This is a genomic window from Janthinobacterium sp. PSPC3-1 (assembly GCF_049896105.1).
Taxonomy (GTDB): Bacteria; Pseudomonadota; Gammaproteobacteria; order Burkholderiales; family Burkholderiaceae_D; genus Janthinobacterium.
This window is the reverse complement of sequence record NZ_JAFCTQ010000014.1, coordinates 94,129-112,529: the sequence shown is the minus strand read 5'-3', so window position 1 is coordinate 112,529 and position 18,401 is coordinate 94,129. Positions and strand designations below refer to the sequence as shown.

Annotated in this window: 20 protein-coding genes and 1 pseudogene; 16 read left to right on the top strand and 5 right to left on the bottom strand. The window is 63.0% G+C overall.

Annotation, left to right across the window (positions count from 1 at the left end; translation table 11 throughout):
- The first annotated feature begins 31 nt into the window (after window positions 1–31).
- The 8 genes from ACP7B7_RS16500 (at window position 32) to ACP7B7_RS16465 (ending at window position 6,852) form a co-directional block, all read left to right on the top strand.
- Entirely contained in the window at window positions 32–910 is an 879-nt protein-coding gene (locus ACP7B7_RS16500) for a branched-chain amino acid ABC transporter permease (protein WP_426077347.1), read from the top strand.
- The gene (locus tag ACP7B7_RS16495; RefSeq protein ID WP_426077346.1) at window positions 907–1,911 is read left to right on the top strand and encodes a branched-chain amino acid ABC transporter permease; all 1,005 of its coding nucleotides are present in this window, start codon (window positions 907–909) and stop codon (window positions 1,909–1,911) included. The genes ACP7B7_RS16500 and ACP7B7_RS16495 overlap by 4 nt, the downstream gene beginning before the upstream one ends.
- 1 nt (window position 1,912) lies before the next feature.
- Window positions 1,913–2,668, top strand: a complete 756-nt coding sequence (locus tag ACP7B7_RS16490; RefSeq protein ID WP_426077345.1) for an ABC transporter ATP-binding protein — start codon at window positions 1,913–1,915, stop codon at window positions 2,666–2,668.
- Window positions 2,665–3,396, top strand: coding sequence for an ABC transporter ATP-binding protein (locus tag ACP7B7_RS16485; RefSeq protein ID WP_426077344.1), 732 nt, complete (start codon window positions 2,665–2,667; stop codon window positions 3,394–3,396). Before ACP7B7_RS16490 ends, ACP7B7_RS16485 begins: the two co-directional genes overlap by 4 nt.
- Before the next feature lie 129 nt (window positions 3,397–3,525).
- Window positions 3,526–4,140 carry a phenylacetic acid degradation protein PaaY gene (paaY, locus tag ACP7B7_RS16480; RefSeq protein ID WP_308924345.1) on the top strand — a complete coding sequence of 205 codons (615 nt, stop codon included), beginning with the start codon at window positions 3,526–3,528 and terminating at the stop codon, window positions 4,138–4,140.
- A gap of 20 nt (window positions 4,141–4,160) precedes the next feature.
- Window positions 4,161–6,212, top strand: coding sequence for a phenylacetic acid degradation bifunctional protein PaaZ (gene paaZ / locus ACP7B7_RS16475; protein ID WP_308924346.1), 2,052 nt, complete (start codon window positions 4,161–4,163; stop codon window positions 6,210–6,212).
- Window positions 6,213–6,273: 61 nt separating this feature from the next.
- Window positions 6,274–6,528, top strand: coding sequence for a type II toxin-antitoxin system ParD family antitoxin (locus tag ACP7B7_RS16470; RefSeq protein ID WP_308924347.1), 255 nt, complete (start codon window positions 6,274–6,276; stop codon window positions 6,526–6,528).
- Between the two features lie 6 nt (window positions 6,529–6,534).
- Window positions 6,535–6,852, top strand: a complete 318-nt coding sequence (locus tag ACP7B7_RS16465; protein ID WP_308924348.1) for a type II toxin-antitoxin system RelE/ParE family toxin — start codon at window positions 6,535–6,537, stop codon at window positions 6,850–6,852.
- 1 nt (window position 6,853) lies between these two features.
- Here the strand turns inward: ACP7B7_RS16465 and ACP7B7_RS16460 are convergent, their stop codons facing one another.
- Together ACP7B7_RS16460 and argH are read right to left on the bottom strand one after the other, a co-directional pair.
- Window positions 6,854–8,113 (bottom strand): M24 family metallopeptidase, encoded by a 1,260-nt coding sequence (locus tag ACP7B7_RS16460; protein WP_426077343.1) that lies wholly within the window; start codon window positions 8,111–8,113, stop codon window positions 6,854–6,856.
- An 84-nt stretch (window positions 8,114–8,197) separates the two neighbouring features.
- Entirely contained in the window at window positions 8,198–9,595 is a 1,398-nt protein-coding gene (argH, locus tag ACP7B7_RS16455; protein WP_308924349.1) for an argininosuccinate lyase, read from the bottom strand.
- 276 nt (window positions 9,596–9,871) lie between these two features.
- On the opposite strand from argH, the gene ACP7B7_RS16450 reads away from it, so the two are divergent.
- Together ACP7B7_RS16450 and ACP7B7_RS16445 are read left to right on the top strand one after the other, a co-directional pair.
- Complete coding sequence (locus ACP7B7_RS16450) at window positions 9,872–10,054, top strand: hypothetical protein (protein ID WP_308924350.1); 183 nt, start codon at window positions 9,872–9,874, stop codon at window positions 10,052–10,054.
- Window positions 10,055–10,185: 131 nt separating this feature from the next.
- Window positions 10,186–11,238 (top strand): DUF5694 domain-containing protein, encoded by a 1,053-nt coding sequence (locus ACP7B7_RS16445; protein ID WP_426077342.1) that lies wholly within the window; start codon window positions 10,186–10,188, stop codon window positions 11,236–11,238.
- Window positions 11,239–11,275: 37 nt separating this feature from the next.
- Here ACP7B7_RS16445 and ACP7B7_RS16440 read toward each other — a convergent pair.
- The 3 genes and pseudogenes from ACP7B7_RS16440 to ACP7B7_RS16430 form a co-directional block, all read right to left on the bottom strand.
- Window positions 11,276–12,784 (bottom strand): annotated as a pseudogene (locus tag ACP7B7_RS16440) (M56 family metallopeptidase); the annotation flags it as partial.
- Window positions 12,784–13,200 (bottom strand): BlaI/MecI/CopY family transcriptional regulator, encoded by a 417-nt coding sequence (locus ACP7B7_RS16435; protein WP_308924352.1) that lies wholly within the window; start codon window positions 13,198–13,200, stop codon window positions 12,784–12,786. The pseudogene ACP7B7_RS16440 and the gene ACP7B7_RS16435, both read right to left, overlap by 1 nt.
- Window positions 13,201–13,239: 39 nt before the next feature.
- Window positions 13,240–14,133 carry an alpha/beta fold hydrolase gene (locus ACP7B7_RS16430; protein WP_308924353.1) on the bottom strand — a complete coding sequence of 298 codons (894 nt, stop codon included), beginning with the start codon at window positions 14,131–14,133 and terminating at the stop codon, window positions 13,240–13,242.
- 204 nt (window positions 14,134–14,337) lie between these two features.
- On the opposite strand from ACP7B7_RS16430, the gene ACP7B7_RS16425 reads away from it, so the two are divergent.
- From ACP7B7_RS16425 to ACP7B7_RS16400, 6 genes are all read left to right on the top strand, one after another.
- Window positions 14,338–14,802, top strand: coding sequence for a carboxymuconolactone decarboxylase family protein (locus tag ACP7B7_RS16425; RefSeq protein WP_308924354.1), 465 nt, complete (start codon window positions 14,338–14,340; stop codon window positions 14,800–14,802).
- Window positions 14,803–14,846: 44 nt separating this feature from the next.
- Window positions 14,847–15,734, top strand: coding sequence for an RNA polymerase sigma-70 factor (locus tag ACP7B7_RS16420; protein WP_308924355.1), 888 nt, complete (start codon window positions 14,847–14,849; stop codon window positions 15,732–15,734).
- 151 nt (window positions 15,735–15,885) lie between these two features.
- Window positions 15,886–16,083, top strand: coding sequence for a hypothetical protein (locus ACP7B7_RS16415; RefSeq protein WP_308924356.1), 198 nt, complete (start codon window positions 15,886–15,888; stop codon window positions 16,081–16,083).
- Window positions 16,084–16,211: 128 nt separating this feature from the next.
- Window positions 16,212–16,679: a GNAT family N-acetyltransferase gene (locus ACP7B7_RS16410; protein WP_308924357.1), complete on the top strand. Its 468-nt coding sequence runs from the start codon at window positions 16,212–16,214 to the stop codon at window positions 16,677–16,679.
- Window positions 16,680–16,797: 118 nt separating this feature from the next.
- Complete coding sequence (locus ACP7B7_RS16405; protein ID WP_426077341.1) at window positions 16,798–17,745, top strand: GSU2403 family nucleotidyltransferase fold protein; 948 nt, start codon at window positions 16,798–16,800, stop codon at window positions 17,743–17,745.
- A gap of 291 nt (window positions 17,746–18,036) precedes the next feature.
- Complete coding sequence (locus ACP7B7_RS16400; RefSeq protein ID WP_308924356.1) at window positions 18,037–18,234, top strand: hypothetical protein; 198 nt, start codon at window positions 18,037–18,039, stop codon at window positions 18,232–18,234.
- Window positions 18,235–18,401 lie beyond the last annotated feature (167 nt).

Below are 18,401 nucleotides of genomic sequence, written 5' to 3'. Positions count from 1 at the left end.
CCCGCGTGCAGCCGAACATATTGGAGACACCATGGAAGTCGCACAATTTCTACAATTTCTGTATTCCGGGATGACGGTCGGTTCCGCCTATGCGCTGGCGGCGCTGGGCTTTACCATCATCTACAACACCAGTGGCGTGATCAACTTCGCGCAGGGCGAATTCATCATGCTGGGCGGAATGCTGGCCGCCGTGATGTCGGCCGCCGGCGTGCCGCTGCCGCTGGCCATTTTCCTGGCCGTCGTCGCCACCGGCCTGGTGGGCCTGCTGATGGAAAAAACCGTGATCGAACCGGCGCAGAACGCGCAGGTCATCACCCTGTTGATCATCACCATCGGTGCCTCCCTGGTGCTGCGCGGCCTGGTGCAGATCTGGCTGGGCAAGGACACGCATTCGCTGCCGGCGTTTTCCGGCGACGCCTCGATCGAATTCCTCGGCGCCAGCCTGCTGCCGCAAAGCCTGTGGGTGCTGGGCGTCACCGTCGTCATCGTGCTGGTGCTGGGCTGGTTCTTCGGCCGCACCCTGATGGGCAAGGCCATGCTGGCCACCTCGCACAACAAGCTGGCCGCGCAACTGGTCGGCATCAACACGCGCAAGGTACTGCTGTTCTCGTTCGGCCTGTCGGCGCTCCTGGGCGCGGCCGGCGGCATCCTGGTCGCTCCCATTACCTACACCTCGTATGACGCGGGCATCATGCTGGGCCTGAAAGGCTTTGTGGCGGCCGTATTGGGTGGCCTCGGTGGCGGCGCCGGCGCGATCGCCGGTGGCCTGATCCTCGGCATCGCCGAAGCCATGACGGCCGGCTATATCTCGTCGGCGTACAAGGACGCGGTACCGTTCGTGCTGATCCTCTTGATCCTGTTCTTCCTGCCGCAAGGCCTGTTCGGCGCTAAAAATTCGGAGCGTGTATGACCAACTTCTTCACACGTTTCTTCACACGCTCGCGCCATGGCGGCTTGCTGGTGCTGGCGCTGGTGCTGGGCATTTTGCCGCTGTTCCTCACCAACGCGTTCTACTATGACGTGGCGATCCGCATCGCGCTGAACGCCATCGTCGTCATCGGTCTCAACCTGTTGATGGGCTATACGGGCCAGATCAGCCTGGGCCACGCGGGCTTCTATGGCCTGGGCGCCTATGCCTCGGCCGTGCTGACCACGCACTACAACTGGCCGCCGCTGGCCGCCTTGGGTGCCGGCGCTGTCGCCACCGGCCTGCTGGCCCTGCTGCTGGCCCGTCCGGTCCTGAAACTCAAGGGCCATACGCTGGCGATGGCCACGCTGGGACTGGGCATCATCATCTCCATCGTGATCAACAACGAGACGCAATGGACCGGTGGCCCGGACGGCATCGGCGTCTCCGCCTTCAGCGTAGCTGGCCTTGAAATCGCCGGCGAAAAATCGTGGTACCTGGTGTGTGCCGTATTGCTGTTGCTGGTGACGTGGCTGGCGCTGAACCTGATCGATTCGCCCGTCGGCCGCGCGCTGCAGGCGATCCACGGCTCGGAAGTGGCGGCGCGCGTGGTCGGTGTCGACACCACGCGTTTCAAGGTGCGCGTGTTCGTGCTGTCGGCGGTGATCGCCAGCATTGCGGGCAGCATCAGCGCCCACTACATCGGTTTCATCACGCCCAACCTGGCCGGTTTCTTCCACTCGATCGAGCTGGTGACGATGGTGGTGGTGGGCGGCATGGCGTCGGTCTTCGGTTCGATTATCGGCGCGGCGCTGCTGACGATTTTGCCGCAGCTGCTGTCCAGTTTTGAAGGCTGGGAGACGGTGGTGTTCGGCGTGATCCTGATGGCGACCATGATCTTTATGCCCAAGGGGCTGGTGCCGAGTCTGGCCAGCCGTTCGCGCAAGCGGGCAAGCACGCCAACCGCGCCCAAGGCGCTGGCCAAACCGGCACAGGAGGTATGAGATGCTGACGATTAACAACCTGAGCAAGAGCTTTGGCGGCGTGCACGCGGTGCAGGATGTCAGCTTTACGGTCAAGGAGGGCAATATCCACTCGGTGATCGGCCCGAACGGCGCCGGCAAGACGACCTTGTTCAACCTGATCACCGGTGTCTACACGCCGACCAAGGGCGAGATTTTGCTCAATGGCGAGAACGTGGCCGCCATGTCGCCCGATGCGCTGGCGCGGCGCGGCATGAGCCGCACCTTCCAGAACCTGCAGGTGTGCATGAACATGACGGCGATCGACAATGTGATGGTGGGCGCGCACCTGCGGCTGAACCAGAACCTGTTCGCCTCCATGCTGCGCCTGCCATCGGTGCGCCGCGCGGACGCCGCCTGCCGCGATGAAGCTGCCCAGCTGATGGAATTTGTGGGCGTGGGCCGCCATGTCGATGACGAGGCGGGCCAGATGTCGTATGGCGCCCTGAAGCGTCTGGAGATTGCGCGCGCGCTGGCGGCCAAGCCGAAGGTACTGCTGCTGGACGAACCGGCCGCAGGCCTGAATCACACGGAGACGGGCGAGATCGAAGCCTTGATCCGCAAGGTGGCGCAATCGGGCGTGACGGTGGTGCTGGTCGAGCATGACATGAAGCTGGTGATGAATCTGTCGGACCATATCCTGGTGCTCGACTATGGCAAGAAGCTGGCCGAAGGGACCGCCGCCGAAGTGCGCGCGAATCCCGACGTGGTGGCGGCGTATCTGGGAGTGGCGGCATGATGCAGGAAAAAGTACAAACACCGCTGGTGCTCGATATCGCCGGCCTCACCAGCCACTACGGCCGCATCCAGGCGCTGCACGGCATCGACCTGCAGGTGCGCCAGGGCCAATTGGTGGCGCTGGTGGGCGCCAACGGCGCCGGCAAGACCACCTTGCTGCGCGCGATTTCAGGCGTGCAGCCGATCAGCGCCGGCACGATCACCTTTGCCGGCCAGGACATCAGCCGCAGCAGCGCCGACAAGCGCGTGCGCGCCGGCATCTGCCAGGTGCCGGAAGGGCGTCAGGTGTTCGGCCCGATGACGGTGGAGGACAATCTGCGCCTGGGCGCCTTTACCCGCCCGCAGCAGGAAGTGGCCGGCGAGATCGAGCGCATGTACGGTTTGTTCCCGATCCTCAAGGAAAAGCGTCTTTTACTCGCTGGTACCCTGTCCGGCGGACAGCAGCAGATGCTGGCCATGGCGCGCGCGCTGATGGGCCGCCCGCAACTGCTGCTGCTCGACGAGCCGAGCATGGGCCTGGCGCCGCTGTTGATCGCCGAAATCTTCCGCATCGTGGCCGAACTGCGCGACCGCGGCATCACGATTTTCCTGGTCGAGCAGAACGCCCACGCGGCGCTGTCGATCGCCGATGTCGGCTATGTGATCGAGACGGGCGCCATCACCCTGTCCGGGCCAGGGCCGGAATTGCTGCATAACGAGCAGGTGCAGAGCGCCTACCTGGGCATGTGAGGACGTAGGTCGGATTAGCGCGTAGCGCGTAATCCGACAACATTGTTGGCGCTACAGGTGTTTGTCGGATTACGCCGTTCCGGCTAATCCGACCTACGCACATGGCACGATAGTTAAAAGGAAAATACCATGGTCAAAGTCTACGAAATCAACGGCGTTACCCCCGTGGTCCACCCGTCCGCCTATGTGCATCCGAGCGCGGTGCTGATCGGCGACGTGATCGTCGGCCCGCGCTGCTATATCGGGCCGCTGGCCTCGATCCGCGGCGACTTCGGGCGATTGATACTGGAAGAGGGCGCCAACCTGCAGGACACCTGCGTCATGCACGGCTTTCCCGGCTGCGACACGGTGGTCGAAGTCGACGGCCATGTGGGCCACGGCGCCGTGCTGCACGGCTGCCGCATCGGCCGCAATGCGCTGGTCGGCATGAACGCGGTGGTGATGGACAACGCGGTCATCGGCGCCGAGTCCATCGTCGCCGCCATGAGTTTCGTGAAAGCCGGCATGATCGTGGCGCCGCGCAGCATGGTGGTCGGCACGCCCGCGAAAATCATCCGCAGCCTGACTGACGATGAAATCAAATGGAAAACCTCGGGCACCAGCCAGTACCACGAACTGGCCGTGCGCTCCATGCACACCATGCGCGAAGTCGAGGCGCTGACGGAAGTGGAAGCGAACCGCCAGCGACTCAATTTTGAATCGGCGCTGCCGCTGCATCTGCACAAGAACGCCGCCGCGCAATAAACTATATAGGAATACGAACTATGGCTCACATTTCAACGTTGCAAAGCCTGATCGCCGGCCGCTGGCTGGGCGAATCGGCCGCCGTGCCGCTGCACAGCGCCCTGAACAACAACGTGATTTATCACACGCACGCCGAGAAGATCGATTTCGAGGAAGCCGTCACCTATGCCCGCAAGACGGGCGTGCCGGGCCTGATGGCGCTGGACTTCCAGCAGCGCGCCGCGCGCCTGAAAGCGCTGGCGCTGTACCTGGTCGAGCGCAAGGAAGAGCTGTATGTGATCTCTCACCTGTCGGGCGCCACGCGCGCCGACAGCTGGGTCGATATCGAAGGCGGCACGGGCACCCTGTTCGCCTACGCCAGCATGGGCAGCAACGAGCTGCCGTCGTCGAACGTGCTGCACGAAGGCCCGGCCATCGCATTGGGTAAAAAAGGCGGCTTCGCCGGCACCCACATCCTGGTGCCGCGCGGCGGGCTGGCCGTGCATATCAACGCCTTCAACTTCCCGATCTGGGGCCTGCTGGAAAAGTTCGCGCCGAGCTTTCTGGCGGCCATGCCCTGCATCGCCAAGCCGGCCACCGCCACCAGCTACCTGACCCAGGCCGTGGTGCGCATGATGCATGAATCGGGCTTGCTGCCCGAAGGCAGCCTGCAGCTGGTGATCGGCTCCACCGGCGACCTGCTGGACCGTTTGAACGGCCAGGATTTCGTCACGTTTACCGGCTCGGCCGCCACCGCCGCCAAGCTGCGCACCAACCCGAACCTGATCGCCAATTCGGTGCCGTTCAACGGCGAAGCCGATTCGCTCAACTGCGCCATCCTGGCGCCGGACGTCACGCCGGACGACGTGGAATTCGACCTGTTCGTCAAGGAAGTGGTACGTGAAATGACGGGCAAGTCGGGCCAGAAGTGCACGGCGATCCGCCGCGTGATCGTGCCCGATCATCTGCTGGACGCCGTTGGCACGCGCCTGCGCGAACGCCTGGCCAAGGTGGTGGTGGGCGACCCGTCGATCGACGGCGTGCGCATGGGGGCGCTGGCCTCGAAAGAGCAGCAGAACGACGTGGCCGAGCGCGTCGCCACCCTGTCCAAGGGCAACGAGGTAGTGTTTGGCGCGGCCGACGGTTTCAATCCGCTGGGCGATGGCGCGCAGGATGGCAGCTTCTTCTCGCCGACCCTGCTGATGTGCCGCGATGCGTTCGGCAACGACGCCGTGCATGACGTGGAAGCGTTCGGCCCCGTCAGCACCATGATGGGCTATCACGATATCGATGAAGCGCTGGCGCTGGCCGCACGCGGCAAGGGCAGCCTGGTGAGCACCCTGGTGACGCGCGATCCGAAACTGGCGGCGCGCGTGGTGCCGTTGGTGGCGGCGACCCACGGCCGCGTGCATATCCTCGAGCGCGAGGCCTCGGTCGATTCGACCGGCCACGGCTCGCCTTTGCCGCAGCTGAAACACGGCGGCCCTGGCCGCGCGGGCGGCGGCGAAGAGCTGGGCGGCGTGCGCGCCGTGCGCCACTACCTGCAGCGCGCGGCGGTACAGGGCTCGCCGACCATGCTGGCGGCCGTGACCGGTGAATACGTGCGTGGCGCGGCCGTCAACGAAAGCCCGATCCACCCGTTCCGCAAGCATTTCGAAGACCTGAAAACCGGCGACTCGCTGCTGACCCACCGCCGCACCGTCAGCGAAGCCGATATTGTCGCCTTTGGCGGCATCTCGGGCGACTTCTTCTACATGCACTTCGACGAAATCGCGGCGAAGGAATCGCAGTTCGGCAAGCGCATCGCCCACGGCTATTTCGTGCTGTCGGCCGCCGCCGGCCTGTTCGTCTCGCCTGGCGTCGGCCCGGTGCTGGCCAACTATGGCCTGGACAACCTGCGCTTCGTGGCGCCGGTGGCCATCGGCGACACCATCCGCGCCCGCCTGACCTGCAAGCGCAAGGTCGACCGCAACCGCAAGGACGTGTTTGGCGTCGGCCAGGGCGTGGTGGCGTGGGACGTGCAGGTGACCAACCAGAACGATGAGCTGGTGGCCAGCTATGACATCCTGACCTTGGTGTCGAAGCGCGAATGAAGTGTTTGACCTGCCGCTGTTCTCGGCTATATTGAGATTTCAATAGTTGGCGAGGTCTGTCATGGACAATATGGAAATATCGATACCGGAGAACCTGAAACGATTCGTCGATGATCAGGTTGCCGGTGGCCGTTACGGCAGCGTCAGTGAATATGTGCGTCAGCTGATACAGGCGGACCAGGAGCGCGCTGCAGAAAGCGAACTGGAAGCGCTCCTGATAGAGGGCTTGGCCAGTGATGAAACGCCGATGACAGCGGCAGATTGGGCTGACATCCGGCGACAGGGACAGGCAAGGATGAGTTCCTTGAAGAAATAAAACCAGATGTCCACCATTTACAAGCGGGCATTAGCGCAGCGCGATCTGGTGGATAACTATGTCTATTTGGCTGAGCATGCAGGCATCAGCCTTGCCGAGAAATTTTTGTCCAATGCAGAGGCCAGTTTTATTGAACTTGCCGCGCAGCCCAAGCTGGGTGCACCGTTGTCAACGCTTCAGCCTTCACTGCAAGGCATGCGCAAGTGGCGAGTCAAGAACTTCGATCATTTTCTGATTTTTTATCTGCCAGTAAAGAGCGGCGTGAGCATCGTTAGGGTACTGCACGCCGCCCGGAACTGGCAGAAAACGCTATCAGTGCGCTAGATCAGCAGGCCAATCCAAACGGATCATCAATGCTGTGCGCCGGCTGGGTGAACCAGCGCGGGCCATTTTCCGTCATATAAAAATGGTCTTCATGGCGGATGCCGAATTCGCCGGGGATGCAGATCATCGGCTCGTTTGAAAAGCACATGCCGACGTCCAGTGGCGTGGTGTCGCTGCCGACCAGGTAGGGCCACTCGTGGATATCAATGCCGATGCCGTGGCCGGTACGGTGGGGCAGGCCGGGCAGCTTGTAGCCGGGGCCGAATCCATCGGCTTCCAGCGCCACGCGCGCGGCGCGGTCGACGTCGCCGCAGGGCACGCCCAGTTGCGCCGCCGCAAACGCCGCCGCCTGTGCTTTTTTCTCGCTGTTCCACACGCTGCGCTGGCGTTCGCTGATGGCGCCAAACACATAGGTGCGCGTGATGTCGGAGATATAGTTCATCACCTGGCAGCCCGTGTCGATCAGCACCGTGTCGCCCGCCTTTAATGTCTGCACATAGTTCACGCCATGCGGGTAGGCGGTCGCCTCGCCGAACAGCACGATGCAGAAGTACGATCGCGGCGCACCCACCTTGCGGTGCGCGCGGCTGATGAATTCCTCCACTTCCACCGTCGTGATGCCTTCGTATAGCATGCTGGCGGTGGCCACGTGCACGGCCAGGGTCATGTCCATCACGCGCTGCATCAGGGCGATTTCGGCTGGCGACTTGCGGCTGCGGCAGTACGCCGTGACGGCACGCGCGTTTTCCAGCGCGTAGCCGGGAGCCAGCGGCCGTATGCCGTCATAGATAAAGAAGGCGGCGCTTTCGCAGATGCCCACGCGCGGCGGCGCGACTGCATCCTGTACCACGCCCATGCGCGCCAGCACATCGACGAACAGCTGGTACGGGCTTTCATGCTCTTCCCAGCAGTTGACCTTGCCCTCGATCTGCATAAAGCCTTGCAAGGTGCTTTCTTCGAACGCGGGGGCGATATATTCCAGGCTGCCGCTGGCGGGCAGGATGGCGCCCACCATGCGTTCGCTGGCATACCATCTGGTGCCCGTGAAATAGACGAGGTTGGCGCCTGCGTTCAGGTAGATGGCGGCGATGCCCTGCTCGCGCATGTACGCTTGCGCGGTGGCGATGCGCTGCGCGTGTTCGTCCTTGCCGATGGCGGCCATGCCGGCCGTCATGTCGCTCAAGGTGGACAGTGCTGCTTCGATGGATGTGCCGCCGATACCGATGCCAGTGTGTGCGATGGCGTTGCTGACGCTGTTCATGCCTGCTCCCAAAAGATCATTCTGAAGGCAGGCATGATAGCAGCCGCGCCCCGGACAGGGCGCAGGTGATGCTTACGAGGGTGCTTACTTTTCCAGCTGCGTGCGCACGCGCGCAATCGCTTCACGTACCTGGCGTGGCGCGGTGCCGCCCACGTGATCGCGTGCGGCGACCGAACCTTCCAGGGTCAGTACCTCGAACACATCTTCGCCTGTCAATGGCGAGAATGCCTGCAGCTGGGCCAAAGACAAATCGGCCAGGTCGCAGCCGGCGTCGACGCAGGCGCGCACGGCCAGCGCCACCGCTTCGTGGGCGTCGCGGAACGGCAGGCCCTTCTTGACCAGGTAGTCGGCCAGGTCGGTGGCGGTGGCGTAGCCTTGCAGGGCCGCCGCGCGCATCGCTTCCGGTTTGACCGTGATGCCGCCGGCCATGTCGGCGAAGATGCGCAGGGTGTCGATGACGGTGTCGACGGTGTCGAACAGCGGTTCCTTGTCTTCCTGGTTGTCCTTGTTGTAGGCCAGCGGCTGGCCTTTCATCAGGGTCAGCAGGCCGATCAGGTGGCCGTAGACGCGGCCGGTCTTGCCACGCGCCAGTTCCGGCACGTCCGGGTTTTTCTTTTGCGGCATGATCGACGAGCCGGTGCAGAAGCGGTCGGCGATGTCGATGAAGCCGATGCGCGGGCTCATCCAGATCACCAGTTCTTCGGCCATGCGCGACACGTGCATCATCAGCACGGCCGAAGCGGCGCAGAATTCGATGGCGAAATCGCGGTCCGACACGGCGTCGAGCGAGTTGTGGCAGACGTCGTCAAAACCCAGGGTTTTCGCCACGCGCAGGCGGTCGATCGGAAAGGTGGTGCCGGCCAGGGCGGCGGCGCCCAGCGGCAGGCGGTTGACGCGCTTGCGCGTGTCCGCCATGCGCTCGGCGTCGCGGCCGAACATCTCGACATACGCCAGCATATGGTGGCCGAAGGTGATCGGCTGCGCTACCTGCATGTGGGTAAAGCCCGGCATGATGGTGTCGGCGTGCTGCTCGGCCAGGTCGGTCAGGGCGCCGCGCAGGGTGGCCAGCAGGGCGGTGATGTCGTCGATGGCGGAACGCACGTACAGGCGGATGTCGGTGGCCACCTGGTCGTTGCGCGAACGGCCCGTGTGCAGGCGCTTGCCGGCGTCGCCCACCAGTTCGGTCAGGCGTTTTTCAATATTCAGGTGGACGTCTTCCAGGTCCAGCAGCCATTCGAACTGGCCGGCGGCGATTTCCTGCGAAATCTGCGCCATGCCGCGCTGGATTTCAGCGTAATCGGCCGGGCTGATGATGGCTTGCGCATGCAGCATTTCCGCATGGGCCAGCGAACCTTCGATATCGAACAGCGCCAGGCGCTTGTCGAAAAATACGGATGCGGTATAGCGCTTGACGAGGTCCGAGACCGGTTCGGAAAACCGGGCCGACCAGGCTTCGCCCTTTTTGGAGAATTGATCAGTCATGAAAGAGGTCCTTTAGTGTACGGCGATTATAAACAAGGTTGACCCGCATCAGGGCTTTTAGGGGCGCAGACAGGGTCGAGAGGGCCGGAAATGGGGCTTGCACGCATCAAAATGCGGCCTGTAGCCGGTTTTTCCGCTGTTTCTGCGTTTCGTCAGAGCTGTTTGTATTCTGTTCCGCGATTTGCGCGTTTGGTCGCAATCCGGTGGCAAGTAGCGGGCGCTGCGTCTACAGTTCAATCATCGCAGCACACCACCACTGATCCCAAGGACTTGACCATGACCATCGCCAAACACATCGAAGCCATCGTTATCGCTATCATCGCCGTTGCCGCCGCAGCCAGCATGGCCACCGCTTCGGTGCCGAAAACGGTCGCCAATGCCAGCGCCGATGCCGTCACCACCCACGTGGTCTATGTCAGCGCCAAGCGCCTGAGCGCCGAAGAAAAAGCCGCGCTTTAAGCGACAACGCCTGGCCCCCTGTTTCGGCAGCCTGCCCCCCGCAAAACGCATTCTGCCCGCACCGGCCTTGTGGCTGTACCCTGTTTTTCCTAGAGTTGCCCTATCTTTAATGACAGGCAGGGGAGGGGCACATGAAAAAATGGACAACGGCGATGGTATGCCTGGCGGCGGCCTGGCCTTATTTCTCACAGGCGCAGGTCAACCTGGCGTCGCTCGATCGCGACATGACCGGTCCGCGGGCCCAGGTACTGGTGCTGGGCACCATGCACCTGAACGCCATGCCGGACGGTTTCGATCCGGCAGCGCTGGACGGCGTGCTGGACCGGCTGGCGGCATTCAAGCCGGGCATCATCACGATTGAAACCGAGTCCGGCGAAGAATGCGACCTGGCGGCGCGCCATCCCGCAAAATATGGCGCCGACTATTGCGCCTCGACCGCGCTGGCAAAGGCCGCCACCGGGCTCGATGTCCCCGCTGCCCTCGCCGAAGTGGACAGGACCCTGAAGGCCTGGCCGGCGGACGCGGCACCGGCGCAGCGGCGGCGACTGGCGGCGCTTTTCCTCGCGGCGAACGATGTCGCTTCGGCCTATGTCCAGTGGCTGCAACTGCCGGCGCCGGAGCGGCGCGCGAGCGACAGCTTGGACCAGGCACTGGTGGACAAACTCGCGCAACTGGCCAGGCGCAATAACGAGAACTACCAGCTGGCGGCCCGCCTGGCCGCGCGCCTGAAGCTGCAGCGCGTGCATGCCATCGACAACCATACGGGCGACCGCATCGATCTGCCCGATATCAAGCCCTTCGTGCAGGCGATCGAAGCGGCATGGGCGGCAGGTGGTGCCGCATTGAAGGAAAGCGAACAGCGGCAGGAAGCGATGATGCGGGCACCGGACCTGCTGCCCTTGTACCGCGAGCTCAATACGGCGGCCAGCCTGCGGATGTATGCCGAGGCCAACGTCAGCGCCGCCATGCGCGCGCGGTCACCGCAAGGCTATCCGCAAATGTGGGTGGCCGGCTGGGAAGTCCGCAACCTGCGCATGGTCGCCAATATCCGCGAAACCTTCCGCGAACAGCCGGGCGCGCGCGTGCTGTCCATCGTCGGCGTGTCGCACAAGCCGTGGTTCGATGGCTGGCTGGGGCAGTTGCAGGGCGTCGATGTGGTCGATGTGGGGCCGGTGCTGAAATAACACCGCACCAATACTGGGGCATTTCCGCCAGCGCCCAGTGCGCCTCGCCGGCCACTTCGGCATTCGCGTCATCGAGGTGCTGGCGCAGCATGGGGATGGCGGCGGTGGCCTGCAGATCGCCCAATGCATGCGCGACGCGGGCGCGCACTACGGCATGCGGGTCGTTCAGCATCGCGATCATGGGCGCCAGCCAGCGTGTCTCTTCCATGTCGCCCAGGGCGCCGGCCGCTTCGGCGCGTACCGAGGCATCGGGGTCGGCCAGCAGCGCCGCCACGGCGGCCGCCGTTTCAGGAAAACGCATCTCGCCCAGGGACCAGACGGCAAGGCGCCGCGTTACTGGTGAGGGATAGCGCAGCAGTTGCAGGACTGAGGGGATGGCGGCGCGCTGGCGGAACGATGCCACTTTCTCCGCATGGCGCAGCGAAAAATCCCCGGCGCGCATGGCGGCGGCCAGCTGGGTGAAATTCGGGTTGTCCAGCGTTTCAAGGAAGCCGAGCGGCTCCAGACTCGTCATCGGCACGGATACCAGCTGGTCCGGCCACAGCACCTGTTCGCCGCGCAGCTGCAGGCTGCCGAGCACATACAGCAGCGCCACTGTCGCCAGCGTTCCGCTCCACCATTGCAGGGCCGTGACGCGCCCGCGCGGGCGATGCGCTTCCAGCAGCGCAGCGATACGCTTGCGCAGCATGGCGCCACGACTGGCGATATGGTTTTCCACCGTACCTGCGGCATCGCCACCGAAGGCATGGCGCGACACCGCCAGCAGCGTGTGCGCATAGTGCGATGGCTTGCTGCCTGCCGCCAGCACCGCATCGTCGGCCGCGCACTCGGTATCGTGTTCGAGGGTGCGCAGCAGTGGATACATCAGCGGGTGCCACCAATACAGGGCCAGCAGCACACGCCCCAGAATCAACATAATCCAGTCATGCGCGCGCACATGGGCCAGTTCGTGGGCCAGCACGGCGCCCGGATCTGCGCTGTCCAGGCTGTGCCGGTCCAGCACGATGACGGGATGCCGCCAGCCCCAGCTATAGGGCGAATGCGCCGCATCGGACACCAGCAGCGCTACTTTGCGGCGCAGCCCCAGCGAGCGGTGCAGCCTTGCCAGCGCGGCGCTCCATGCGGGGGCGTCGACTGCCCGCGCGGCAGCGGCGGACCGGCGCAACTGCCGCAGGTTCAGCGCCAGGCGCAGCAGATGGCACAGCACGCCGATGACGTAGACGGCCAGCAGCCAGCGTCCGAGGCTGGCCGCGCGCAAGGGCAGGGAAATGGCCTCACGCAGTACGGGGACGTCGGCCTGCGTCACGCTGGCGGGGATCACCAGCGGCGGGTCAAGCAGGGCCGACAAGGCCAGCGGCATGGTGAGCGGCATCGGCGGCAGCGACAGCCAGAAAAGCGGCATCAGCAGCAGCGCCACCAGGCCGCAGCGGGCGGCAAACACGCGGCGCGCCGCCGAGGCATGCGCCAGCAGCCGCAGCAGGCATAACAGCAGCAGGACCGTCACGCCATGCTTCAGCAGAAGCTGGGCGAGATCGGTTCCCGCCATCAGCGGCCTTCCTTGCGCGCCTTTGCAATCATCGCTTCGAGGTCGTCGAGTTCTTCCGGACTGAGTTTGCCCGACATGCCGAGCAAAGCCGTCGCCGCGCTGGCCTTGGAATTGTTGAAGAAGGTGCCGACCAGTTTTTTCAAGGCCGATTCGCGCACCTGCGCCTGTGGCGCCACGGCGCTGTACAGATAGCGCTGGCCGTCGACTCTGTGCCGCAGCAAGCCTTTCGTTTCCAGCCGCCCCAGCATGGCGCGCACCGCCGAATTGCTCAGGTCCGGCCCCAGCGCCTCCTGGATCTGCGCCGCGGTGGCTTCCCGCAGCTGGTACACGCATTCGACCACCTGGCGCTCGCGCGGCGCCAGGTTGTCCAGTCCTTGCGTCTCGGTGACGCTGGTCGATGCGGGGGCTTTTTTCATGATGGTTTCAACGCTGGTTCTGCTGGTAAAAGATGCTGGCTATTGTACGCCAGCACCGGCTGCTTTCTCTTTGGCCAGGCGCGCCGCGTTCTGCGTGGCCAGCGTCATCACCTGCTCGATCGCATTGATCACCAGCTCCGGCTCCTGCCGCTGGATGCCATGGCCGCTGTTGGGCGTGAAGACATGGGCGCCGCTGGAAAACTGGCTGAGGAAGGCGGCGTGGCGCTGGCGCTTGAGCTTGATGACGTCCGGGGTTTCCTGGAAAAAGTCGGAACCGGCGCGCGCCTGCACCGACGTGATCAGCACCGCCGGCACGTCGGGCAGCGCCGGCGCCGCCGGCAGCTTGCCTGCATCGAGGATGGCCTGGATCGTCTGCAGCTCGCCCTGCCATTTGGGCGGGATGCTGGAGGCAAGCATCTGCTGGTCCTGCCGTACGCGCGCCGCATCGATGCCCTTGAGGACGGATTCGAAGCCTTCATCGGCCGGGTCGACGAACACCATGCCGGCGACCTGCCGCGGATGGGTGGCGGCGAAATGGCGGATCAAGAAACCGCCATACGAATGGCCGACCAGGATCAGCGGGCCTTGCACTTGGCGCGCTTCCAGCACGGCGGCCAGTTCGGCCACGCTTTGCTCCATCGTCAGCGGCGTCGTGCGCGCCGGCGACTTGCCGTAGCCGGCGCGCGAATAGACCAGCACCGCCGCTTTTTTTGCCACTTCCGGCGCCACCTTGCGCCATACCGACTGGTCGCTGGCGAAGCCCGCTTCGAACACGACGGTATAAGGCCCTTGGCCCATCTGCGCCACTTGCAGCTGGTGCTGGCCGACCGTGACCATGCTGTCGAAATCGGTGGCGGCGGCCGTCGCCGGTAGCGTGAGGGCGGCAGTGGACAGCAGGCCGGCCAGTATCCATTTGCGTGCGAATGACAGCATGTTTTTTCCTTGGGCGATGAGTTTGGCTACATTTGTAGCATGTAACATTTGTAGCATGCCACATTTGTAGCAGGCGTGACAAGCGATAGTTTTCGCCTGTTTTGAAAATAAATCACGGGATCTGTCACAACGCGCTTGCGTCGCACGTCTAATCACTGTGACCAGCGCATGGTGCGCGGTCGCCAACCAACCAATGAGGTCATCATGTCCAATACCGCCCGCCTGCCTTTCTTTTCCCTCGCTCCCAATTCGCTCAAGGCGATGATCAACCTGTCGAAGTCGGTCAGCCAGAGCGCGATCGGCGAGCGCCTTTTCGAGCTGGTCAACCTGCGCGTGTCGCAAATCAACGGTTGCGGCGTGTGCGTCGACATGCATTGGCGCTTCCTGCTCAAGCAGGGCGCCGAGCCGCGTCACCTCAATGCCATCGCCGGCTGGCGCGAAGCGCCGTTCTTCAGCCCCCGCGAACGCGCCGCGCTGGCCTGGGCCGAAGCCGTCAATGCGCTGCCGCAGCGCGACGATACCGACGCCGCTTATGCCGAACTGCGCGAGCATTTCGATGAAAACGAGGTGGTCGAACTGAGCTACGCCATCGCCGCTATTCGTGGTTGGAACGTGCTGAACCTCTCGCTGCGCAACCAGATCCCGGAAGAACCGGCGCCAGGTTTCTAACACCCCCGCCGATCGATGTAGTATTGGGGAACAAGAGCATAACGATGAACCATCGCACCGACACCGACTATCTGGCCCTCTTTACGGCGCTGCGCCCAAGGCTGTTTTCGATCGCCTATCGCATGCTGGGCGTGCGCGCCGATGCCGAGGATGTGCTGCAGGACGCCTGGCTGCGCTGGCACGCCGGTGACAAAACGCAGATCCAGTCCTGCGAGGCGTGGCTGGTGTCGGTGGTGACCCGGCTGGCCATCGACCGGCTGCGCACCAGCAAGGCAGACCGCGAAACCTATGTTGGCTGGTGGCTGCCCGAACCGCTGGTCGAGCTGGACGAGAACACGCCGGAAAGCGCGGTGGAACTGGCCAGCGATGTGTCGTTCGCCTTCATGTGGGCGCTGGAGAGGCTGTCCGCCGACGAGCGCGCGGCATTCCTGATGCGCCATGTGTTCGATGCCGACTATGCGGAAATCGCCGAAGTGCTGGGCAAGTCCGAAGTCGCCTGCCGCCAGCTGGCCCATCGCGCTCAAGTGCGGGTGCGGCAGGAGCGTCCCCGTTTCACGGTACCCAGGGATGCGCACCGCGATTTGCTGGCGAAATTTACCGAGGCCGCCAGCAAGGGCGACCGCGCGGCGATGCGCGCCCTGATGTCCGACGACGTGCAACTGGTGGCCGATGGCGGCGGCAAGGTGAACTCCTTCCTGCATGTGCTCAAGGGAGCAGGGCGGGTTGCCGGCGTCTACTGGTCGCTGGAGCACCAGTTCCCGGCGCAAGTGCGCTATCGCGTGGCCCTGATCAATGGCGAACCGGGGCTGCTGCGCTATGTGGCCGGCAAGCTCGAATCGGCGCAGTCCTTTATCGTCGATGGTGAAAAGGTGGTGGCGGTGTTCATCATGCGGAATCCCGACAAGCTGCGCTCGGTTCCGCAAACCTTCTGAGGGCCGTGACGCGTTTCATCGCAGCTGTCTGTATTCTGTCCCGCCTTTTGCGCAGTTGGTCGCAATCCGGTGGTGTTGTCAGGGCGATGCGCCTAAAGTTCAATCATCGCAGCACACAACCTACCGAACCACTCGCTCAAAGGACACCATCATGAACATCGCCAAAAACATGGAAGCCATCTTCGTCGCCATCATCGCCATCGCCGCCGCCACCAGCATCGCCACCGCCTCGGTGCCGACCTTCCGCGCCGCGCCGGCGAGCGTGGTTGCCAGCGCCGACGCCACCGTCACGCACACCGTGTATGTCAGCGCCAAGCGTCTGAGCGCTGCGGAAAAAGCCGTGCTGTAAGCGCTGCTCGACCATGCAGCACGCAGCACCCGCAACAGCATCGGCAGTACATCGCAAGACCCCATCACAGGCAGTCAGGACGGGCGGCGCCCCCGGTTCTTTCCAGCCCTGGTGACAGCAGCGCCAGAATGGCCGATGATCGTGTTTTCAACGACAACCGGGCCAGCGCAATGTCATCCTTCAAGATCACCACCGACAAGACGGAACTCGACGTTCCGGCGATCCACCATTTTCTCGGCACGCAATCGACCTGGGCCATCGGCATTCCGCTGGCCACCGTACAGCGCGCGATCGACCATTCCCTGTGCTTTGGCGGCCTGCTTGACGGCCGCCAGGTGGCGTTCGCCCGCGTGGTCACGGATCACGCCACCTTCGCCTACCTGGTCGACGTGTATGTGCTGGAAGAATATCGCGGCAGGGGCTACAGCAAGCAGCTGATGGACGCCGTCATGGCGCATCCCGGCCTGCAGGGCCTGCGCCGCTTCATGCTGGCCACCAGCACCGCGCACGGCCTGTATGCGCGCCACGGGTTCACGGCGCCGCTGCGGCCTGAGTCGCTGATGGAGAAGTATGTGCCCGATATTTACCGGCAGTGAGTTATCGGCGCTGATCAGTAGAAAACATTTTTGTCTTGTTTTTATGATTCAAGATATTGATTTTAAAAGTTTTTCGGTATAATTTGAAAAATAATGAAAATATACCGAGGAGCTTGCTATGTTGGAACTGCCAGCCGATGCCACACGGCAGTACATTGATGCGGTTGCCACTTTTGAAGCTTATGAAGAGGCGCTGGCGGAGGCCGCCAAGGTACGTGGCGGTATGTATTGGCACAGGGGGCCCATGGCCGCTCCTGATGATGCCTATCTGGTGCGTACCACCGCTTCCGGCAGTGAAAAGAGTTTGGGCCGCCGGTCGCCTGAAACAGAGGCAATGTATGCCAGTTTTCGTCAGAGAAAAGAGTTAGCCGAGTTGCGCAGAGACGGGCTGAAGGCGTCGTTATCCAAACATAAAAGAATGAACCGTGCGCTGCGTGTTGGAAGGGTTGCGCCTATCATCGTGGACATTCTGAATCGTCTGGCAGTCACCAAATTGGGCGAACACTTTCGCGTGGTCGGCACCCACGCACTCTACGCTTACGAATCGGCGGCGGGCATTATCTTTGAAGACGATGCGGTGGCGACACGCGACATTGACTTGCTTTGGGATGTCAGAAAAAGAGTTGCATTTGCCACTGCCTTGAGCAAGGTCGACATCTCAATGCTGGGTGTGCTTCAAAAAGTAGATCCAACGTTTCGTATCCGAAATTCTAAAAAATACACGGCTGTTAACAAGGACGGTTTCGAGGTTGATATTATCCGCCGCGAGCAGGCGATTGGCGACCCGCATCCTATCCGGTTGAGCAATGACGACGAGGACTTCTGGGTGGCTCAAGCACCACGTGCCCAGGAACTGCTGGACTCGCCTCCCTTCTCGGCAGTCATCGTCGCCACCAATGGCGATATGGCTCGGATGAATACACTCGATCCCACGGCCTTTGTCCGCTTCAAACAATGGATGAGTGCTTTGCCTGAGCGCGATCCTCTCAAGCGCCGGCGGGATGCCTTGCAAGCAAAGGCCGTCGAAGAAGTGGTTCAAGAGTATTTGCCGCACTGGGCGCGCTAAGTAACCCCCAATAAATTCTTGTGATTTCTGACTTCCATCACCGGCGCTCTGCTGTGTTGCCAACTGCTAGCAGTGCTCGCACTGCGTCGCAGTCGGCGCCTTGCATAGCATCCGGTCCTGTTCGTCATAACTTCACAATAATTTCCTGACGATTACTTAGCTTTCCATCCTTCCAGTGAGTATTCTGTCCCGCGTTTTGCGCAGTTGGTCGCAATCCGGTGGTGCTTGTGGGGCGATGCGCCTAAAGTTCAATCATCGCAGCACACAACCCACCACCCAAAGGACACCATCATGAACATCGCCAAAAACATGGAAGCCATCTTCGTCGCCATCATCGCCATCGCCGCCGCCACCAGCATCGCCACCGCCTCGGTACCGACGTTCCGCGCCGCGCCGGCGAGCGTGGTTGCCAGCGCCGACGCCACCGTTACGCACACCGTGTATGTCAGCGCCAAGCGTCTGAGCGCCGCGGAAAAAGCCGTGCTGTAAGCGCTGCAGCACCATGCAGCACGCAGCACCCGCAACAGCATCCGCAGTACATCGCAAGACCCCATCACAGGCAGTCAGGACGGGCGGCGCCCCCGGTTCTTTCCAGCCCTGTTGACAGCAATGCCAGTCATCTTCGCCCGCGCAAATCGCCAGCGAAAAAGAGTGGT